Source organism: Sulfitobacter albidus (assembly GCF_018200035.1).
Lineage (GTDB): Bacteria > Pseudomonadota > Alphaproteobacteria > Rhodobacterales > Rhodobacteraceae > Sulfitobacter > Sulfitobacter albidus.
Map to the genome: position 1 here is coordinate 1,782,879 of NZ_CP073581.1, position 17,236 is coordinate 1,800,114.

A 17,236-nucleotide genomic window follows, 5' to 3' on the forward strand; every position below is an offset into this window, starting at 1 on the left:
CATTGGTTCCCGATGTTCGCGAAATTTTCCGCTAAAGGAGCGCCCATGCGCGACGCCGCCCCCCAGACGATCTATCTTTCCGACTACACCGCCTTTGGCTGGCGGGTGGAGCAGGTTTCGCTGCATTTCACGCTGGCCCCGTCGGCCACCCGCGTGCGCAGCCGCATCGCCTTCGCCCCCAACGCGGACGCCCCCGCGCAGCCGTTCTTTCTGCACGGCGAGGCGCTCACCCTGATCTCGGCGCGCATCGATGGGCAGGACATCACGCCTGACGTCACCGCCGAAGGGCTGACCTGCACCGTGCCAGACAGTGCTTTCGTGTTCGAGGCGGAAGTCGAGATTGATCCGGCAGGCAATACCGCGCTCGAAGGGCTCTATATGTCGAACGGCATGTATTGCACCCAATGCGAGGCCGAGGGCTTTCGCAAGATCACCTACTACCCCGACCGCCCCGATGTGATGGCCGTGTTCGACGTCACCATCGAGGGCGATCTGCCCGTGCTTTTGTCCAACGGTAACCCGGTCAGCACCGCGCAGGGACGCGCCGAATGGCACGATCCCTGGCCCAAACCCGCCTATCTCTTTGCGCTGGTGGCGGGCGATCTGGTTGCCCATCCCGGCAGCTTTACCACCAGATCAGGCCGCGAGGTGGCGCTGAACCTCTACGTGCGCCCCGGCGACGAGGGCAAATGCGCCTTTGGCATGCAGGCGCTCAAGGACAGCATGAAATGGGACGAAGACGTCTACGCCCGCGAATACGATCTGGACCTGTTCAACATCGTGGCCGTCGATGATTTCAACATGGGCGCAATGGAGAACAAGGGTTTGAATATCTTCAATTCAAGCGCGGTTCTGGCGTCGCCCGAAACCTCCACCGACATGAATTTCGAGCGGATCGAGGCGATCATCGCGCATGAGTATTTCCACAACTGGACCGGCAACCGCATCACCTGCCGCGACTGGTTCCAGCTGTGCCTCAAGGAAGGGCTGACTGTCTTCCGCGACAGCCAGTTCACCGCCGATATGCGATCGGCCCCGGTCAAACGCATCTCTGATGTGATTGATCTGCGCGCGCGCCAGTTCCCCGAGGATCAGGGCCCGCTCGCTCACCCCGTGCGCCCCGACCGCTTTCAGGAGATCAACAACTTCTACACCGCCACCGTCTACGAAAAGGGCGCGGAGGTGATCCGCATGCTGAAAACCCTCGTGGGCGATGAGGCCTATGCGCAGGCCGTGCAGCTTTATTTTGACCGTCACGACGGCGACGCCGCCACCATCGAGGATTGGCTCAAGGTGTTCGAGGAGACGACCGGCCGCGATCTGGCGCAGTTCAAACGCTGGTACACGCAGGCGGGCACGCCGCGCGTGTCGGTTGCCGAAGACTGGGCCGACGGCACGCTCACGCTCACCTTCACGCAATCCACCGCGCCCTCCGCCGCCTCGCCCGACCCGCAGCCGCAGGTCATCCCCATCGCCGTCGGCCTCATCGCCCCCGACGGGGCCGAGGTTGCCACGACCCGCGTGCTGGAAATGACCGAGGCCACGCAACGCTTTGCCTTCGACGGTCTCGCCCAGCGCCCGGTCGCGTCGATCCTGCGCGATTTCTCCGCGCCCGTCGTGCTTGATCACCCGGACGCCGATCCCGCGCATCTGCTGGCCCACGACACCGATCCCTTCACCCGGTGGGAGGCCGCACGCACGCTCGCGCGCCGCTCCCTGCTGGCGCAGATCCGCGACGGTGCCGCCCCCGATGAAGCCTACCTCGACGGCATCCACCGCGTCGCCACCGACCGCAGCCTTGATCCCGCCACCCGCGCGCTGATGATGGGCGCGCCGGGGCAATCCGAACTCGCCGGCGTGCTGGCCGAGCACGGCGAGACCCCCGATCCGATGGCCATCCACGCAGCCCTTGAGGACATGCGCGCCGCCATGGCCGCGCGCTTTGGCGGTGATGCCATGATGCTCTACGCCGAAAATACCGTGACCGAAGCCTACGCCCCCGATGCCGCGCAATCGGGCCAGCGCGCGCTGGCGGGCGTTATGCTGTCGCTGATGACGCGCGGCGACAACGGCACCGCCGCGCAGGCGCAATTCGATCACGCCGATAACATGACCCAGAAACTCGGCGCGCTGGCGCAGCTGATCACCGCCGGGCGCGGCGATGCGGCCCTCGCCGCGTTCGAGGACCGCTGGCGCGACGACCGGCTAGTGATGGACAAATGGTTCGGCCTGCAAGTCGCCCGCGCCCAGCCCGACGATGCCGCCGACGTCGCCCAGCGCCTGACGGCACACCCCGATTTCAACTGGCAGAACCCCAACCGCTTCCGCGCCGTGTTTGGCACGCTGGCGATGCACCACGCAGGCTTTCACCACGCCTCCGGCAAGGGCTACGCGCTGCTGGCCGATTGGCTGATCAAACTCGACCCGCTCAATCCGCAGACGACGGCGCGCATGTGCTCGGCCTTCCAGACGTGGAAACGCTATGACACCGAAAGACAAAAGCTGATGAAAACCCAGATCGACCGTATCCTCGCCACGCCCGGCCTCAGCCGTGACACAACCGAAATGCTCACCCGGATCGCGGGCGCATGAGCCGTCCGCTGTGCCTCATCACCGGCGCCTCGACGGGGATCGGTGCCGCTTGCGCGCGCCTTGCCGCCGCGCAGGGCTTTGATCTGGTCCTGACCTACGCCAGCAGCCGCACGGGCGCCGAAGCGGTCGCCGCCGACTGCACCTCCGCGGGCGCCGCCGTCACGCCAGTGCAATGCGACGTGACCGACCCCGACCAGATCGACGCGCTCTATACAACGGTCGATGCCACCGGCCCACTTGCCGCACTCATCAACAACGCGGGCGTCGTCGACGATGCCATCCGGGTCAGCGATCTGACCCACGCCCGCCTGCGGCGCATGTTCGACACAAACGTGATCGGCGCCATTCTGGTCGCCGCCGCCGCCGTGCGCCGGATGGAGCCGCGCGGCACCGGGACCATCATCAACGTCACCTCCGCCGCCGCGCGGCTGGGATCGGCCAATCAATACGTCGACTATGCCGCCTCCAAGGCCGCGATGGACATCTTTACCAAGGGGCTGTCGGATGAGGTTGCGCCAAAGGGATTGCGCGTCATGGGCGTGGCCCCCGGCCTGATCGACACGCCGATCCACGCCAAGGGGGGCGATCCCGACCGCGCCGCGCGCCTCAGCTCCATGGTGCCGATGCAGCGCACCGGATCAGCGGATGAAATCGCCAAGGCCGTGCTGTGGCTGATGTCGGACGGGGCCAGCTACATCACCGGCAGCACGCTGGACGTCACCGGCGGGCGTTAGGGGATGGCGCTGATCCTTCTGCTTGCGGGCCTGTTGGTCACCGGCTTTTTTGCGTGGCGCTACATTCAGCGCGGCCCCTTCATCGCGGACGATCTGATGGACGCCCCGCGCGAGGTCCGCGCGGCGGCCAAACGGCAAGGCGTGCAGGCACAACCCAACGTGTACCTGATCGACAGCCTCTCCAGCGCCGATGTCTGCGTGGCCGCCCTCGCCGCGTGTTTCGCGCGGATGGACGATGCCGCCCCCGTGGCGGACGCCACCCTGCACCGCGCGCTGGCCAAACACCTGCGCTGCGACGCCGCGACAGCCGATGATCTGGTGACGCTGGGCCCGTGGGTCGCGGCGCAGGGCGGCGAGCGCGCCTTCGAGCGGCTGACACAGCGGCTCAAACGGCTCGATCACGGGCCGTATTTCGACCGGCTGATGTCGGTACTCGGCAACGTGGCGGCGGCGGGCAGCAAGGGCATGCCCAGCGCGCGGCAGGCCGATGCGCTGGGATCGCTCGCGCGGATCTTTCGCACCGCATGAGCCTGCCCTACAGCTATACCGCCACGCCACGCAGCCGCACTGCCGCGCTGGTCGTCGCCGCGATCTGGACCGTGCTGGCGCTGGCCTGGTGGGTGCTGGACGCATCGCCGCTGATCGTGGCGGTGCTGGCCGCCTTCACCCTGCCCGCCCTTTACGAGATCGTGGCCCAGCCGCAGGCCAGCTTCACCCTCGATGCGACCCACATCCGTTGGCACACGCCCCACGCCGAGGCCGAAATCGCGCTGAGCGGGGTCAATCACATCCGGCTCGACACCCGGCTCGATATGTCTGTGCGGGTCAGCGTGGTGCTGAGCAACGGGCGCAAGCTGCGCGTGCCAGTGCCAGCCACCCCGCCGCATACGGAGGTCGACACGGCAGCCCGCGCCGCCGGCCTCACCGTCAAACGCCATCACTTCAGTCTGATCGGCTAGGGCCGCGCGCGGGGCCGCAGGGTGCCCACCGGCACGCAATAGGATTGCTTGCGCAGCCAGCTTGCCATCTCGCCGCGCTTGCGCGCGTTGCGCATCGGCCCCCAATCGGCAGAGACCCCGCGCCAGCGGGTGTCGCGCGCGTGGATCACCCCGTCGCGCGGCACCGTCACGGCCATGATCCGCGCCGCACAGCTAAGGTTGGCCGCCCCGTCCTTCAAGGCCTCGCCCGTGCCCGCCCGGCAGTCATAGCCGCGCGCGGTGGCGGGCAGGATCTGCAACAACCCGTACCAGCGCCCGCCGCCGCCCACGGCCCAGGGCTTGTACGTGCTTTCGTATTTTGCGAGCGCCGACATGTAGCCGACCCAAAAGGCCCCGCGCTGCTCGGGCCCGTTTTCGGGATAGGCCGGGCACCAGGTGGTGATGTCGCGCGGCACGGTCGTGATCAGCGGCTTGCCGTGTTGCTTGAACGCCGACAGCGCCGCGCGCGTCCACAGCGCGTGACCGTCCATATGCTGCCAACGGGTGCGCGGAAGGGTGACGCGGCGCGCGGGCGGTCGAAAGGCGGCCAGATCCACCGGCGGCGGGGCCGTGATCGGATCGACGGCGGCCACCGCCTGCGCAGGCTTGGCCACCGGGCGCACCCGCTCAAGCCCTTCGGCCGAGGCCATTTCCCCGAGCGTCAGACCCAGGACCAGCAAACTCAAGATTCCCCCCGCATGGGCCACACTATGTTGCGCCGCCCCGTCACGCGCAAGACCACGCGCGCGGGCTTTGATGCCGATCCGGCAACAGTACGCCCATGGTTAACGGAATCTTTACGCTTGCGGCACAAATCGCGCCGCTTCGGCACGCCACCCCCTTTGCAATTCCGCGCCCGCGCCATGATCGCGCCCCAGTTACCGGGCATATCCAGAAGGGCAATCACCGGTTTCGGAGAGTTCGCGCCATGCGCCTGATGTCTGCCCTGAAGAACAAACTGCCCAAGCCCGCAGCGGCCCCCACACCGGCCCCGACAGCCCCCTGCGTGTGGCGGCCCCGGCGCCCGGCGACCCGCTTGCCATGCTCGATATTCCCTGCCCCGATCCCACGCTTGAAGCGCGCACCCGCGACACCTACCAGAACGGCGCGCTGCGGCTGGTACGCCAGGAGCGCTGGGATTTGCTGAGCGCGCAGATCGCCGACGCCGATGCCCGCAACGTAATGACCCCGGTGGCATGAGCGTGGCGGAGCTGATGGCCTTTGGCGCCCGCGCCGATGTGGTACTTGCGGTGGAACACGCGCTGATGGACCGCGCCCCCGCCCATGACGCGCCACTCCTGCGCGGGATCGAAGCGCTGGAATACGTGCTGGCAGAGCATCCGCGCGACGCCATCGTCGCCTGCATCGTGGCGCAGGCGCATGTGGATCTGGCCTGGGCATGGCGCGGCATCGGCTGGGACGTCGAAATCGCGCGCCGCAACCGCGAAGCCTTCGAGGCGCATTTCGCCCGCGCCCGTGACATCATGGCCCCCTTCTCCGCGCAGACCGCCAACAGCGCCCTGCTCGCGTCGCTGGCCTGCGCGCTCAACGGCGCGGAGGAGGACGGCGGGCGCGGGCTCGCCAACCGCTTCGAGGCGCTCATTGACATCAACCCGCGCAACACCGCCTCCCTGCGCGCGCTCGGCACGCAGATGCTGCCGCGCTGGTACGGCTCCTACGCCACGCTCGAACTGGAGGCCCGGCGCACCGCCGCGCGCACCGCGGGTATCTGGGGCGCGGGTGGCTACACATGGGTGATGTTCGACGCCATCAGCATGGACGACGAGGCCTGCGCGCGCCTGGATCTTGATTTCTTTGTCGAAGGGCTGCGCGACATCCTCGCGCGCCGCCGCGATCCGCATACCGCCAACCTGCTCGCCGCCTATTGTGCCAATACCATCGGGCAGGCCTATTCAGGTCACGACGCCGCCGATCACAACCGCGCACAGATCGCCGCCTGCGCCAATTGGATCGTGCGCGAACACCTGACCGAATTGCATCCGATGATCTGGGCCCATGCCGCGCAGGGGTTTGCCAACAATCTGCGGGTCTCCTCCGCCAGCCGCTTTGCAGCGGCCGGGCGCGACGACGCGCTGCGCATCATCGCGGGGCTTTTCAGGCGCGAGATCGAGGCGGGCAAGCGCATCGTCTTCACCGATGAAGGCGCACAGACGCAACCCGCCTGAACGCACGGCGGGGATGGACACTCCCGCCTCCCCGCTCCTATCCTTCCCGTCCAAAGGGAGGATCGCATGACCATCTACAAGACCGCCGCACCGGACGTTGCCCTGCGCGACATCACCATCACCCAGCGGGTGTTTGAAAACCTCACCCGGCGGCCCGATGCCGTTGTCCTCACCGACGGACCGACGGGCGCCACCCTGACAGCCGCCGATCTGATGGACCGTGTCAAACGGCTGGCGGGCGGGCTCAACGCGCGCGGGTTCGGCGCGGGCAAGACCGTGGCGCTGATGGCGCCCAACATGCCCGATTACGCAGTCGTTTTTCATGGCGTGGCCTGGGCCGGCGGCACGATCACCACGATCAACCCCACCTATACCGCCGCCGAAGTCGCGCATCAGCTGCGCGACAGCGGCGCCGACATGCTGATTACCGTGCCGATGTTTCTGGAAACCGCGCAGGCAGCGGCAACCGAGGTCGGCGGACTGCCCCTCACGGTCATCGGCAGTGCCGAGGGCACCCAGACCCTCGACGATCTGATGGGCGCCCCGCAAGAGGCGCAAACCCCCGTTGATCTCGACACCCACATCGTCGTGCTGCCCTATTCCTCGGGCACCACCGGGCTGCCCAAGGGCGTGCGCCTGTCGCACCGCAACCTTGTGGTCAACGTCGACCAGATCATCGCGGGCGCTTCGTTTGAGGAGGGCGAAGTCGCCGCAGGCTTCCTGCCGTTCTTTCATATCTACGGGATGCAGGCGCTGATGAACGTGCACCTCGCGGGCGGCGGCGCGCTTGTCACCCTGCCGCGCTTTGATCTTGAGCTGTTCCTGCAGATCAGTCAGGACCACCGCGCGCGGCGCATGTGGATCGTGCCCCCCGTGGCGCTGGCACTCGCCAAACACCCCGTCGTCGACCAATATGATCTGTCCAGTGTCGAGGAAATCTTCTCCGGCGCCGCCCCGCTGGGGGGCGAAGTCTGCGACGCGGTGGCCAAGCGGCTCAACTGCGTGGCGCTGCAGGGCTACGGCATGACCGAGCTCAGCCCCGTCACCCATATCTCCCCGCGCCACGCGCCCAAATCGGGCTCCAGCGGGCTGGCCACGCCCAACACCGACTGCCGCATCGTCGATCCCGACACCGGCGCCGACCTGCCGGCAGGCGAGGAAGGCGAGCTGTGGATTCGCGGCCCCCAGGTGATGATGGGATACCTCAACAACGACAAGGCCACCGCCGAGACGCTGACGCAGGACGGCTGGCTCAAGACCGGCGACATCGCCAAGATCGACGCCGACGGCTACATGTTCATCATGGACCGCCTCAAGGAGCTGATCAAATACAAGGGTTTCCAGGTTGCCCCCGCCGAATTGGAGGCAACCCTGCTCACCCATGACGGCATCACCGACGCCGCCGTGATCGGCCTGCCCGATGACGAGGCCGGCGAGCGGCCCATCGCCTTCATCGTCGGCAACGACCGCGTGCCGGACGCCGATGGCGTGCGCGCGCATCTCAAACGCACGCTGTCGTCCTACAAGCAGGTGCACGAGGTCTATTTCGTCGACGAGATCCCCAAATCCGCCTCCGGCAAGATCCTGCGCCGCGTGCTGCGCGACCGGATGAAAGACACCGCCTGACCGCCGCCCGCCCTTGCGACACTGCGCGGGGGCGGCTACACCGCGATCAGACCAAACCACCCCGAGGGCCGCCATGCTTGATCTGACTTACGACACCCCCAAACCCCGCGTCATCAGCGGCGCAAAACAGGACTGGGAACTGGTGATCGGCATGGAGGTGCACGCGCAGGTGCTCTCCAAATCCAAGCTGTTTTCCGGCGCCTCGACCCTTTTCGGCGCCGAGCCCAATTCAAACGTCGCCTTCGTCGACAGCGCGCAGCCCGGCATGCTGCCCGTCATCAACGAATTCTGCGTCGAGCAGGCTGTGCGTACAGGGCTGGGCCTGAAGGCACAGATCAACCTCTTCTCGGCCTTTGACCGCAAGAACTACTTTTACCCCGACCTGCCGCAGGGCTACCAGATCAGCCAGCTCTACCACCCCATCGTGGGCGAGGGCGAGGTGCTGGTCGAAATGGGCGACGGCACCGCGCGCAACGTGCGTGTCGAACGCATCCACCTCGAACAGGACGCGGGAAAATCCATCCACGACATGGACCCCGCGATGTCCTTTGTCGATCTCAACCGCACGGGCGTCGCCCTGATGGAGATCGTCTCAAAGCCCGATATCCGCAGCCCCGAAGAGGCCGCCGCCTATCTCGCCAAACTGCGCCAGATCATGCGCTATCTGGGCACCTGCAACGGCGACATGCAATCGGGTGCCATGCGCGCCGACGTCAACGTCAGCATCTGCGCGCCCGGCGCCTACGAGAAATACATGGAAACGCAGGATTTCTCCTTCCTCGGCACGCGCTGCGAGATCAAGAACATGAACTCCATGCGCTTTATCCAGCAGGCGATCGAGGTCGAGGCCCGCCGCCAGATCGCCATCGTCGAGGGCGGTGGCGAGGTCGTGCAGGAAACCCGCCTGTTCGACCCCGACAAGCAGGAAACCCGCTCCATGCGCTCCAAGGAAGAGGCCCACGACTACCGCTACTTCCCCGATCCCGACCTGCTGCCGCTGGAAATCGAACAGGCCTGGGTGGACGAGATCAAAGCCACCCTGCCCGAGCTCCCGGACGCCAAGAAGGCGCGCTTCATCAATGACTTCGGCCTGTCGGACTATGACGCCAGCGTGCTCACAGCCGATCTCGATTCGTCGAGCTATTTCGAGGCTGTGGCACAGGGTCGCGACGGCAAGATGGCCGCCAACTGGGTCATCAACGAACTCTTTGGCCGGCTCAAGAAAGACGACCGTGACATCACCGACAGCCCCGTGTCGCCCGCGCAGCTGGGCGGCGTGATCGACCTCATCGCCTCCGACGCGATCAGCGGCAAGATCGCCAAGGATCTGTTCGAGATCGTCTATACCGAAGGCGGCGATCCGGCGGTCATCGTCGAAGAACGCGGCATGAAACAGGTCACCGACACCGGCGCCATCGAAGCCGCCGTGGACGAGATCATCGCCGCCAACCCCGATCAGGTCGCCAAGGCGCGCGAGAACCCCAAACTTGCCGGCTGGTTCGTGGGGCAAGTGATGAAGGCCACGGGCGGCAAAGCCAACCCCAAGGCCGTCAACCAGCTCGTCGCGGCCAAGCTGAAGGGCTAAGGCGCGGTGCGCATAGGCCCGTCGGTGCGGTTCTGTCTGGCGGTCATTGCCCTGACCGCGCAGTTCCTCTCTGCCGCGCCATCAAGGGCCGGTGAAATCTGCACCCTCGTCGTGGATGCGAAAACCCGCGCCCCGATCCTGGAGCGCGGCGACTGTACGCGCCGCGCCACGCCCGCCTCGACGTTCAAGATCCCGCTGGCCCTGATCGGCTATGAACTTGGCGTGCTGCAAAGCGCCCACGCCCCGCGCCTGCCCTTCATCGAAGGCACCCCGGATTGGGGCAGGCAGTGGCGACAGCCGACCGATCCGGCCCATTGGATGGCATATTCGGTGCTGTGGTATTCGCAGGCCATCACGCCCCGCCTCGGCGCCGTGAATATCACCGACCATTTGCACGCCTTCGGCTACGGTAACGCGGATATGTCCGGCGACATCGCGCAATCCAACGGGCTTGAACGCGCGTGGCTCTCGTCGAGCCTGCAAATATCGCCGCGCGAGCAGGCCGGGTTTCTGGCCCGACTGGTCACCGGGGATCTGCCCGTCAGGGCCGACACCCTGCGCAAGACCCGCGCAATCGTCACCCATCACGCGACCGTGCAGGGCTGGCGGATACAGGGCAAGACCGGCGCCGCCTTCCCGCGACAGGACTCCGGCAGCTTTGACTACGCGCGCGGTTTTGGCTGGTACGTCGGCTGGGCCGAGAATGGCGCGGACAAGGTGGTATTCGCGCATCTGCGTCAGGATGCCCGGCGCCACGATGTCTCTCCGGGTTTGCGCGCCCGCGCCACGATGCAAACCATCCTCGCACCGCTTTTGCAGGGCGCGCAGCCATGAGGCGGCTGGGCGTTCTGCTGGTCCTCGTGGCTCCCGTGGCGCCATCCGCCCCTGCGGCGGATCCCGATGACTGGAGCCTTAGCAAATGCGCCCTCTACCGGGACGCATGGGACTGGGCGGTCTCAACCCTCGACGGGCCTGCCCCCAGCGACGGATTTGTTGCCGCCACTGAGGCATTTGTCGCGTCGGACTGTACCGCGCGCGTCGCGGTCTGCCCCGTCACCGACGCCGACTTTTCACTGGCCAATATGCTGACGGTGATGACAATGTCCGAGGGTATGGCCAGCACCTTCGTCCCGTTCAGCTGTCGCGACAGCTGACAGCCCACCGCCCGATTGCAAAGGATACCGCCGATGACCGACGTCTTCCGCTCCACCCCGCTCACCGTGCGCCCCGAATGGATCGACTACAACGGCCATCTCAACATGGCGTATTACTCCGTGCTGATGGATCAATGCGCCGATCAGGCCTATCCGATCCTAGGTTTCGGGCCCGAATATCGCGAGGCCACGGGCTGCACGACCTATGTGGTCGAATTCCACATCTGCTATCTACGCGAGCTGGCCGAGGGCGACACGGTTACCTCGACCTTCCAGCTGCTCGACTACGACGGCAAACGCTTCCACGTCTTTCAGGAATTGTGGCACTCCGACGGCTGGTGCGCCGCCACGGGCGAAGCGCTTGCCCTGCACATCGACCAGAAAGGCGGGAAACCCCGCGCAGCGCCCATCCCGTCCGAGATCATCACGAACCTTGAGACGATGAAACAAGCCCACGCAAACGCCCCCTGGCCCGAACGCGCGGGCCGCAAGATAGGCATCCCGCGCTAGGCGTCAGCCGTGTGCACGCGCGGTGTACGCCCGGTGCACAGGGTGTGACACCCCCGCATCCCCGTGGTTCCCTTTCGCCCGCACCCGCGCTAGAACACCGCAAACCAGACCGGAATCCCGCCCATGCCCCGCTTTGAATACAAGGTCGTCCCCGCCCCCACCAAGGGCCGCAAGGGCAAGGGCGTGCGCGGTGCAGAGGCCCGGTTTGCCTATGCGGTGCAGGAATTGATGAACGCCATGGCCGGCTATGGCTGGGAATATCAGCGCGCCGAAACGCTTCCGTCGCTTGAGCGCGCGGGGCTGGCCTCATCGACGACAGAATGGCGTAACGTGTTGATTTTCCGGCGTCCGCGCGAAGGCGACGCCGCCGAATTCCAGCCAGAACTGCTGCCCGCACCGTCGGAGATGACGGATGCGGAGGCGTTGCAGATGCCCGCCGAAGAGGACGCCGTCGTTGGTGGAACACCCGTGCCCGACAACGGTGTGGAGGACACGCAAAGCACGTCCGGCATCGGATCGTCACTCAGTATCCTCGCCCACGCCCGCAGCCTCGCCCGCGGCAAGGACACCGACCCGCCGGTGAAGAAATCCGACGATTAACGCGATCTTAGGGTTTGAGGTCTAAAGACAGCGCGTGGATGCGCCCGATCAGCTCGGGCCCCAGCGCCGCGTGCACCGCGCGGTGCTTTGCAATGCGCGTCTTGCCCGCCAGCTCCGGCGCGGTGAGCGCCACGTCAAAATGGCTCTCCCCGCCTTCCTGAAATCCGGCGTGGCCCCGGTGGGCTTCGCTGACGTCGTTGACCTGCAACGATTCTACCGTAAAGGCCGCGCGCAGGGCGGCTTCGATCTGGGCGGTGACGGACATGGCGGCGATCTCCGGCAGGGGCGCCCGTGGGGCGCGGTGGTTTGTCGCCGGAAAGGATTGGATTTTTCTCGAAATCCCCCTTCCCTCTGACAGCGAGAGGTTTAGACTAAGCCCCCTGCGAACGAAAGGTGCCCCCATGAATAAAGATGATCCCTTCGGCTTCGACATGTCCGTGTCCTCGGCCAAAAAGAAGAACCCGCGCGGGCGCCGTGGCATGTCGGGGGCGTCCGAGACCTCCACGCGCGTATGCGACCACGACGGCTGTCAGGAGGCCGGAAAGTACCGCGCGCCCAAGGCGCCCGATGTCCTGGATGACTACTTCTGGTTTTGCCAGCAGCACGTGCGCGAGTACAACAACAAATGGAACTTCTTTGACGGCACCACCGAGGCCGAGATGAACGCCAAGCTGAGCGAGGGCAAGGTGTGGGAACGCCCGACCAAACCGCTGGGCGACCCGGAGGCCCGCGCATGGGCGCGGCTGGGCATAGAGGATCCCCATCAGGTGCTGGGCGCCAACGCCACGCGCAACCCCGGCAAGGGGCCGCAGGCAGGCCGCCGCCTGCCCCCGACCGAGCGCCGCTCGCTCGAAATTCTGGATGCCAAGGACAATATGACCAAGGCGGAAATCCGTAAGATTTACAAATCCTTGATCAAGGTTCTTCATCCAGACATGAACGGCGGTGACCGCAGCCAGGAAGAGCAGTTGCAACAGGTCGTCTGGGCCTGGGACCAGCTCAAGGCGAGCCGGAATTTCAAGGACTAGGTGGCGGCATCGTGGCGCAGATCACGGGCGTAAAGGTGCAACCCGGTCATGCACAGCGCCCACACCGCCACGGCGGCGGGGCTGGTCGCCGCGTCGATGATCGCGAAGAGCCCGTACACGCCCGTCTCGATTGTGCCGACGGTCAGGCCCAGCAGCGTCGCACCGGCGAACGCGCTCGCTATCGTCATCCAGACCGCCGTAAACCCCGCCATGAGCCAGCCGCGCCTGCGCGGTCGTCCGAACGCCCCCGCGCAGACGTAGCCCACACCACCCGCGCCAAAAATCGCGGCAAGGTGAAAGCCGATCCCTGGCAGATGGCGCGACATGGGCCCGCCCATGAACGCCATGGCAAACGATACGATGAGCCCAGTAAGGGCGGTCGCAGCGGCAAGGTGCAGGCGGGTGGAACGGGTCATGGGGGCTCTCCTCTATGAATATCTGTTTCCCGTTGTGACACTTGAATTGCGCAGAACTGCGCGGGCATTCGTGCAGAAGATGTGCAGCCCGGCAACTGGCCTTAAGGGGGAGCGGAAATTGCCCCTTTCCCTTGCACCCACCCGCGATATGTTGCATCCGCGTGAAGACACTGACGCGCCTCCCCCGAGGAGGCTCCCCAAAGAGGTAGGATGACTGGCATGGCTGACGGCGCATTGGATATCAACGCAACCCCGACCAAGGAAATCTCGGTGCGGGAGGTGTTCGGCATCGACACAGACATGACCGTCAAGGGCTTCGAGGAGGTGACCGAGCGCGTGCCGGAGTTCGATACGACCTACAAGTTCGACCCCGACACGACGCTGGCGATCCTTGCGGGCTTTTCCCACAACCGCCGCGTGATGATCCAAGGGTATCACGGCACGGGCAAATCCACCCACATCGAACAGGTCGCCGCGCGCCTGAACTGGCCCGCCGTGCGCGTCAACCTCGACAGCCACATCAGCCGGATCGACCTGATCGGCAAGGACGCGATCAAGCTGCGCGATGGCAAGCAGGTCACCGATTTTCAGGAGGGCATCCTGCCCTGGGCGCTGCGCAACCCCACTGCGATCGTCTTTGACGAATATGACGCGGGCCGCGCCGACGTGATGTTCGTGATCCAGCGCGTGCTGGAAAAGGACGGCAAGCTCACGCTGCTGGACCAGAACCAGGTGATCACGCCGCACCCGTTCTTCCGCATCTTTGCCACCGCCAACACCGTGGGTCTGGGCGACACGACGGGCCTCTATCACGGCACGCAGCAGATCAACCAGGGCCAGATGGACCGTTGGTCGCTTGTCTCGACGCTGAACTACCTCAGCATCGACGCCGAAGCGGCGATCGTGCTGGCCAAGAACCCGCATTACAACACCGCCGAGGGCCGCAAGACCGTCAAGCAGATGGTGACCGTCGCGGATCTGACGCGCACGGCCTTCATGAACGGGGATCTGTCCACGGTGATGTCGCCGCGTACCGTCATCGCCTGGGCGCAAAACGCCGAGATCTTCAAGAATGTCGGCTACGCCTTCCGGCTGTCGTTCCTGAACAAATGCGACGAGCTTGAGCGCCAGACGGTTGCCGAGTTCTACCAGCGCCTGTTCGACGAAGAACTGCCCGAAAGTGCGGCGTCGATCAGCCTCGGCTGATCCCTTCCGCCCGTGGCACAAAAAAAAACCCCGGAGCGGCTGCTCCGGGGTTTTGTTTGGTATCAGGCCAATCTTAGCCGTCGCGCTTGGCGTCGTCCTCAATCAGCGAACCATCGACATCTTCTGCCAAGTCGGTGTCCTCATAGGCGTCTTCGCCCTGATCACTGCGGGCCGTGTCTTCCAGCGATTCACCGGCGTCGTCGGTCAGGGGACCATCGCTTTCGGCGTACTCATCTGGGTCGTTTGCAATCGACTGTGCGGGCGAGCCGGTCTCTACATCCGCGAATGCGGCCACGGGGGCTGCGCTCAGCAGGGCGATTACGGCGATACGTGCGGTTTTGTTCATCAGGTCAGTCATTACTAACTCCTTCAGTTTCAATGGCTTGGCTCTGCGTTATGCTGTGTCAAGCGCTGTTGCAGATACAACCCGACCCCCCCAATCCCGTTCCAAGATTTTCGCGATTATTGGCAATCTTTTTGCCAACCCCCTCGATTTACTGCAAAAATTTCCCCCGATTTTTTGACGGTTTTGGCGCCCGCTCTGGCCTGCGGCGGCACTTCCGCTACCTTTCAGGCAGGCTTTGACCCTTTTGGCAAAACCTGCGACACAGCTTTCAGACATTTTCGCCCCGAGGTCCGCGCATGAGCACCAATTCCGACAATCCCGCCGACGCGTTCAAAAAGGCGCTCGCCGAAGCGTCCAAGGTCATGGCCAACGATCCCGATCTGACGGTCAGCTATTCGGTGGACCCCTCGGGGCTGACCGGCGACGCGATGCGCCTGCCGCAGGTGACCCGCCGGATGACGCGCGATGAGGTGATGCTGGCGCGCGGCACGGCGGATGCGCTGGCGCTCAACCGGCGCTACCACAACGGCCAGACCCACGCGCGCTATCAGCCGCAGGGCGAAATGGCGCGCGATCTGTATGAGGCGATGGAAACCGCGCGCTGCGAGGCGATGGGCGCGCGCGACATGCCCGGCACGGCCGGCAACATCGACGCCAAGATCAAACACGAGGCCCTGCGCCGGGGCTACGATCAGGTGACGCAGGCGGCGGATGTGCCGCTGGCCACGGCCGCCGGCTATCTGGTGCGCCATCTGGCGACGGGGCGCGAGATGCCCGCCGGGGCGGCCAACGTGATGGAGCTGTGGCGCGGCTATATCGAAGAGCAATGCGGCGGCACGCTCGAAGATCTGGGCGATGTGCTGGAGGATCAGTCGGCCTTTGCCAAATTCGCCCGCCAGATGATCACCGATCTGGGCTACGCCGATCAACTGGGCGACGATCCCGACGGCACTGACGAAGAGCAGGAAGATCAGGCCGAAGAAGGCGCCGAAGAGGAGCAGGATCCCGACAGCACTGGCGACGACGACCAGCAGGACGAGGACGCCGACGCCTCCCCCGAGCAATCCCAGGAGGACCAGCAGGACGCGAGCCAGGCGCAGGTCTCGATGGAGGATATGGCAGATCAGGAGCTGGGCGAGGAGGCCGAGATGCCCGAGGGCGAGGCCCCGATGGAGCCGCCGGCCCCTGCCCCGATCTCTGACGCCGATCCCAATTATACCGTCTACATGACCAAGCACGACGAGGTCGTGGGCGCCGAGGAGCTGGCCGAACCCGTGGAGCTGGAGCGCCTGCGCGCCTATCTCGACCAGCAGCTTGAGCCGCTCAAGGGCGCGGTCAGCCGTCTGGCCAACAAGCTGCAGCGTCGCTTGCAGGCGCAGCAGAACCGCAGCTGGGAGTTCGATCTGGAGGAAGGCACGCTGGACGCCGGGCGTCTCGCCCGCGTGGTGGCCAACCCCACCACGCCGCTGAGCTTCAAGGTCGAGAAAGACACCGAATTCCGCGACACCGTGGTGACGCTGCTGCTGGATAACTCCGGCTCGATGCGCGGGCGCCCGATTTCCATCGCCGCGATCTGCGCCGACGTTCTGGCCCGCACGTTGGAGCGGTGCAACGTCAAGGTCGAGATCCTGGGCTTTACCACCAAGGCGTGGAAGGGCGGTCAGGCGCGTGAGGCGTGGCTCAACGACGGGCGCCCCGCAGCCCCCGGACGGCTCAATGATCTGCGCCACATCATCTATAAATCCGCGGACGCGCCGTGGCGGCGCACGCGACCCAATCTGGGTCTGATGATGAAAGAGGGGCTGCTGAAGGAAAACATCGACGGCGAGGCGCTGGAATGGGCGCACCGGCGCATGATGGCGCGCCACGAGGCGCGCAAGATCCTGATGGTGATCTCGGACGGCGCGCCCGTGGACGACAGCACCCTGTCGGTGAACCCCGCGAACTACCTCGAAAAGCATCTGCGCGACGTGATCGCCATGGTCGAGAAAAAGCGGGCGGTAGAGCTGTTGGCGATCGGGATCGGCCACGATGTGACGCGCTACTACGACCGGGCGGTGACGATCACGGATGTGGAGCAATTGGCCGGGGCGATGACCGAGCAGCTTGCGTCGCTGTTCGACAGCGATCCACGCGCGCGGGCGCGGGTCATGGGGATGAAGCGGGCGAGCTGACTTTGCTGGCCGCAGCGCGGGCTGTGCGGTGGTCCTTTAGGTATTTTTGAAAGGGTGCAGGGGCGTGTCGGGGAAAACCTGCACCGCAGCACCGGAGGAGAG

General features: G+C 65.6%; 19 protein-coding genes. 15 read left to right on the forward strand and 4 right to left on the reverse strand.

From position 1 onward, the window contains the following. Positions 1 to 45: 45 nt before the first annotated feature. Genes pepN through KDD17_RS08555 form a run of 4 tightly spaced genes read left to right on the forward strand, consistent with a single transcriptional unit; the run spans position 46 to position 4,285 of the window. Complete coding sequence (pepN, locus tag KDD17_RS08540) at positions 46 to 2,592, forward strand: aminopeptidase N (RefSeq protein ID WP_212703293.1); 2,547 nt, start codon at positions 46 to 48, stop codon at positions 2,590 to 2,592. Then, a complete protein-coding gene (locus KDD17_RS08545) occupies positions 2,589 to 3,326 on the forward strand; it encodes an SDR family oxidoreductase (RefSeq protein ID WP_212703294.1) in 738 nt (245 codons plus the stop codon). Before pepN ends, KDD17_RS08545 begins: the two co-directional genes overlap by 4 nt. A 3-nt stretch (positions 3,327 to 3,329) precedes the next feature. After that, positions 3,330 to 3,854, forward strand: coding sequence for a hypothetical protein (locus KDD17_RS08550; RefSeq protein ID WP_212703295.1), 525 nt, complete (start codon positions 3,330 to 3,332; stop codon positions 3,852 to 3,854). Beyond that, entirely contained in the window at positions 3,851 to 4,285 is a 435-nt protein-coding gene (locus KDD17_RS08555) for a hypothetical protein (RefSeq protein WP_212703296.1), read from the forward strand. Before KDD17_RS08550 ends, KDD17_RS08555 begins: the two co-directional genes overlap by 4 nt. Here KDD17_RS08555 and KDD17_RS08560 read toward each other — a convergent pair. Next, complete coding sequence (locus KDD17_RS08560; RefSeq protein ID WP_254796752.1) at positions 4,282 to 4,989, reverse strand: transglycosylase SLT domain-containing protein; 708 nt, start codon at positions 4,987 to 4,989, stop codon at positions 4,282 to 4,284. The two genes, KDD17_RS08555 and KDD17_RS08560, sit on opposite strands and share 4 nt — an antisense overlap. 355 nt (positions 4,990 to 5,344) lie before the next feature. On the opposite strand from KDD17_RS08560, the gene KDD17_RS08565 reads away from it, so the two are divergent. The 8 genes from KDD17_RS08565 to KDD17_RS18805 all read left to right on the forward strand — a co-directional run bounded on the left by KDD17_RS08565 (position 5,345) and on the right by KDD17_RS18805 (position 11,964). After that, positions 5,345 to 5,503, forward strand: a complete 159-nt coding sequence (locus tag KDD17_RS08565; protein ID WP_212703297.1) for a hypothetical protein — start codon at positions 5,345 to 5,347, stop codon at positions 5,501 to 5,503. Next, positions 5,500 to 6,489 carry a hypothetical protein gene (locus KDD17_RS08570; RefSeq protein WP_254796753.1) on the forward strand — a complete coding sequence of 330 codons (990 nt, stop codon included), beginning with the start codon at positions 5,500 to 5,502 and terminating at the stop codon, positions 6,487 to 6,489. The genes KDD17_RS08565 and KDD17_RS08570 overlap by 4 nt, the downstream gene beginning before the upstream one ends. A gap of 66 nt (positions 6,490 to 6,555) precedes the next feature. Continuing rightward, the gene (locus KDD17_RS08575; protein ID WP_212703298.1) at positions 6,556 to 8,115 is read left to right on the forward strand and encodes an AMP-binding protein; all 1,560 of its coding nucleotides are present in this window, start codon (positions 6,556 to 6,558) and stop codon (positions 8,113 to 8,115) included. Positions 8,116 to 8,188: 73 nt separating this feature from the next. Then, on the forward strand, positions 8,189 to 9,700 hold the full coding sequence (gatB, locus tag KDD17_RS08580) for an Asp-tRNA(Asn)/Glu-tRNA(Gln) amidotransferase subunit GatB (protein ID WP_212703299.1): 1,512 nt from the start codon (positions 8,189 to 8,191) through the stop codon (positions 9,698 to 9,700). A 24-nt stretch (positions 9,701 to 9,724) separates the two neighbouring features. Beyond that, positions 9,725 to 10,534 carry a class D beta-lactamase gene (locus tag KDD17_RS08585; protein WP_212703300.1) on the forward strand — a complete coding sequence of 270 codons (810 nt, stop codon included), beginning with the start codon at positions 9,725 to 9,727 and terminating at the stop codon, positions 10,532 to 10,534. Continuing rightward, positions 10,531 to 10,854: a hypothetical protein gene (locus KDD17_RS08590; protein WP_212703301.1), complete on the forward strand. Its 324-nt coding sequence runs from the start codon at positions 10,531 to 10,533 to the stop codon at positions 10,852 to 10,854. The genes KDD17_RS08585 and KDD17_RS08590 overlap by 4 nt, the downstream gene beginning before the upstream one ends. Positions 10,855 to 10,887: 33 nt before the next feature. Continuing rightward, complete coding sequence (locus KDD17_RS08595) at positions 10,888 to 11,364, forward strand: thioesterase family protein (protein ID WP_212703302.1); 477 nt, start codon at positions 10,888 to 10,890, stop codon at positions 11,362 to 11,364. A 123-nt stretch (positions 11,365 to 11,487) separates the two neighbouring features. Then, positions 11,488 to 11,964 (forward strand): DUF4177 domain-containing protein, encoded by a 477-nt coding sequence (locus KDD17_RS18805; RefSeq protein ID WP_254796754.1) that lies wholly within the window; start codon positions 11,488 to 11,490, stop codon positions 11,962 to 11,964. 7 nt (positions 11,965 to 11,971) lie between these two features. Here KDD17_RS18805 and KDD17_RS08605 read toward each other — a convergent pair whose 3' ends face one another. Further along, entirely contained in the window at positions 11,972 to 12,229 is a 258-nt protein-coding gene (locus KDD17_RS08605) for a BolA family protein (protein WP_212703303.1), read from the reverse strand. A 136-nt stretch (positions 12,230 to 12,365) separates the two neighbouring features. On the opposite strand from KDD17_RS08605, the gene KDD17_RS08610 reads away from it, so the two are divergent. Beyond that, positions 12,366 to 12,992, forward strand: a complete 627-nt coding sequence (locus KDD17_RS08610) for a J domain-containing protein (RefSeq protein WP_212703304.1) — start codon at positions 12,366 to 12,368, stop codon at positions 12,990 to 12,992. On the opposite strand, the gene KDD17_RS08615 is transcribed toward KDD17_RS08610, so the two are convergent. Then, complete coding sequence (locus tag KDD17_RS08615; protein ID WP_212703305.1) at positions 12,989 to 13,408, reverse strand: hypothetical protein; 420 nt, start codon at positions 13,406 to 13,408, stop codon at positions 12,989 to 12,991. The genes KDD17_RS08610 and KDD17_RS08615 overlap by 4 nt on opposite strands. Before the next feature lie 219 nt (positions 13,409 to 13,627). On the opposite strand from KDD17_RS08615, the gene cobS reads away from it, so the two are divergent. Beyond that, positions 13,628 to 14,614, forward strand: a complete 987-nt coding sequence (gene cobS, locus KDD17_RS08620; RefSeq protein ID WP_212703306.1) for a cobaltochelatase subunit CobS — start codon at positions 13,628 to 13,630, stop codon at positions 14,612 to 14,614. A gap of 73 nt (positions 14,615 to 14,687) precedes the next feature. Here the strand turns inward: cobS and KDD17_RS08625 are convergent, their stop codons facing one another. Then, on the reverse strand, positions 14,688 to 14,972 hold the full coding sequence (locus tag KDD17_RS08625) for a hypothetical protein (protein ID WP_212703307.1): 285 nt from the start codon (positions 14,970 to 14,972) through the stop codon (positions 14,688 to 14,690). Positions 14,973 to 15,256: 284 nt separating this feature from the next. Between KDD17_RS08625 and cobT the strand changes: the two genes are divergently transcribed. Next, positions 15,257 to 17,134, forward strand: coding sequence for a cobaltochelatase subunit CobT (gene cobT, locus KDD17_RS08630; protein ID WP_212703308.1), 1,878 nt, complete (start codon positions 15,257 to 15,259; stop codon positions 17,132 to 17,134). Positions 17,135 to 17,236: the final 102 nt, after the last annotated feature.

What these genes read in the sequence shown, in the direction of transcription:
- KDD17_RS08565 (WP_212703297.1), top strand. Translation starts at nt 5,345, where the DNA reads ATGCTCGATATTCCCTGCCCCGATCCCACGCTTGAAGCGCGCACCCGC.
- KDD17_RS08570 (WP_254796753.1), top strand. Translation starts at nt 5,500, where the DNA reads ATGAGCGTGGCGGAGCTGATGGCCTTTGGCGCCCGCGCCGATGTGGTA.
- KDD17_RS08545 (WP_212703294.1), top strand. Translation starts at nt 2,589, where the DNA reads ATGAGCCGTCCGCTGTGCCTCATCACCGGCGCCTCGACGGGGATCGGT.
- KDD17_RS08615 (WP_212703305.1), bottom strand. Translation starts at nt 13,408, where the DNA reads ATGACCCGTTCCACCCGCCTGCACCTTGCCGCTGCGACCGCCCTTACT.
- KDD17_RS08605 (WP_212703303.1), bottom strand. Translation starts at nt 12,229, where the DNA reads ATGTCCGTCACCGCCCAGATCGAAGCCGCCCTGCGCGCGGCCTTTACG.
- cobT (WP_212703308.1), top strand. Translation starts at nt 15,257, where the DNA reads ATGAGCACCAATTCCGACAATCCCGCCGACGCGTTCAAAAAGGCGCTC.
- KDD17_RS08625 (WP_212703307.1), bottom strand. Translation starts at nt 14,972, where the DNA reads ATGACTGACCTGATGAACAAAACCGCACGTATCGCCGTAATCGCCCTG.
- KDD17_RS08550 (WP_212703295.1), top strand. Translation starts at nt 3,330, where the DNA reads ATGGCGCTGATCCTTCTGCTTGCGGGCCTGTTGGTCACCGGCTTTTTT.
- KDD17_RS08555 (WP_212703296.1), top strand. Translation starts at nt 3,851, where the DNA reads ATGAGCCTGCCCTACAGCTATACCGCCACGCCACGCAGCCGCACTGCC.
- KDD17_RS08575 (WP_212703298.1), top strand. Translation starts at nt 6,556, where the DNA reads ATGACCATCTACAAGACCGCCGCACCGGACGTTGCCCTGCGCGACATC.
- KDD17_RS08595 (WP_212703302.1), top strand. Translation starts at nt 10,888, where the DNA reads ATGACCGACGTCTTCCGCTCCACCCCGCTCACCGTGCGCCCCGAATGG.
- KDD17_RS08590 (WP_212703301.1), top strand. Translation starts at nt 10,531, where the DNA reads ATGAGGCGGCTGGGCGTTCTGCTGGTCCTCGTGGCTCCCGTGGCGCCA.
- KDD17_RS18805 (WP_254796754.1), top strand. Translation starts at nt 11,488, where the DNA reads ATGCCCCGCTTTGAATACAAGGTCGTCCCCGCCCCCACCAAGGGCCGC.
- pepN (WP_212703293.1), top strand. Translation starts at nt 46, where the DNA reads ATGCGCGACGCCGCCCCCCAGACGATCTATCTTTCCGACTACACCGCC.
- gatB (WP_212703299.1), top strand. Translation starts at nt 8,189, where the DNA reads ATGCTTGATCTGACTTACGACACCCCCAAACCCCGCGTCATCAGCGGC.
- cobS (WP_212703306.1), top strand. Translation starts at nt 13,628, where the DNA reads ATGGCTGACGGCGCATTGGATATCAACGCAACCCCGACCAAGGAAATC.
- KDD17_RS08610 (WP_212703304.1), top strand. Translation starts at nt 12,366, where the DNA reads ATGAATAAAGATGATCCCTTCGGCTTCGACATGTCCGTGTCCTCGGCC.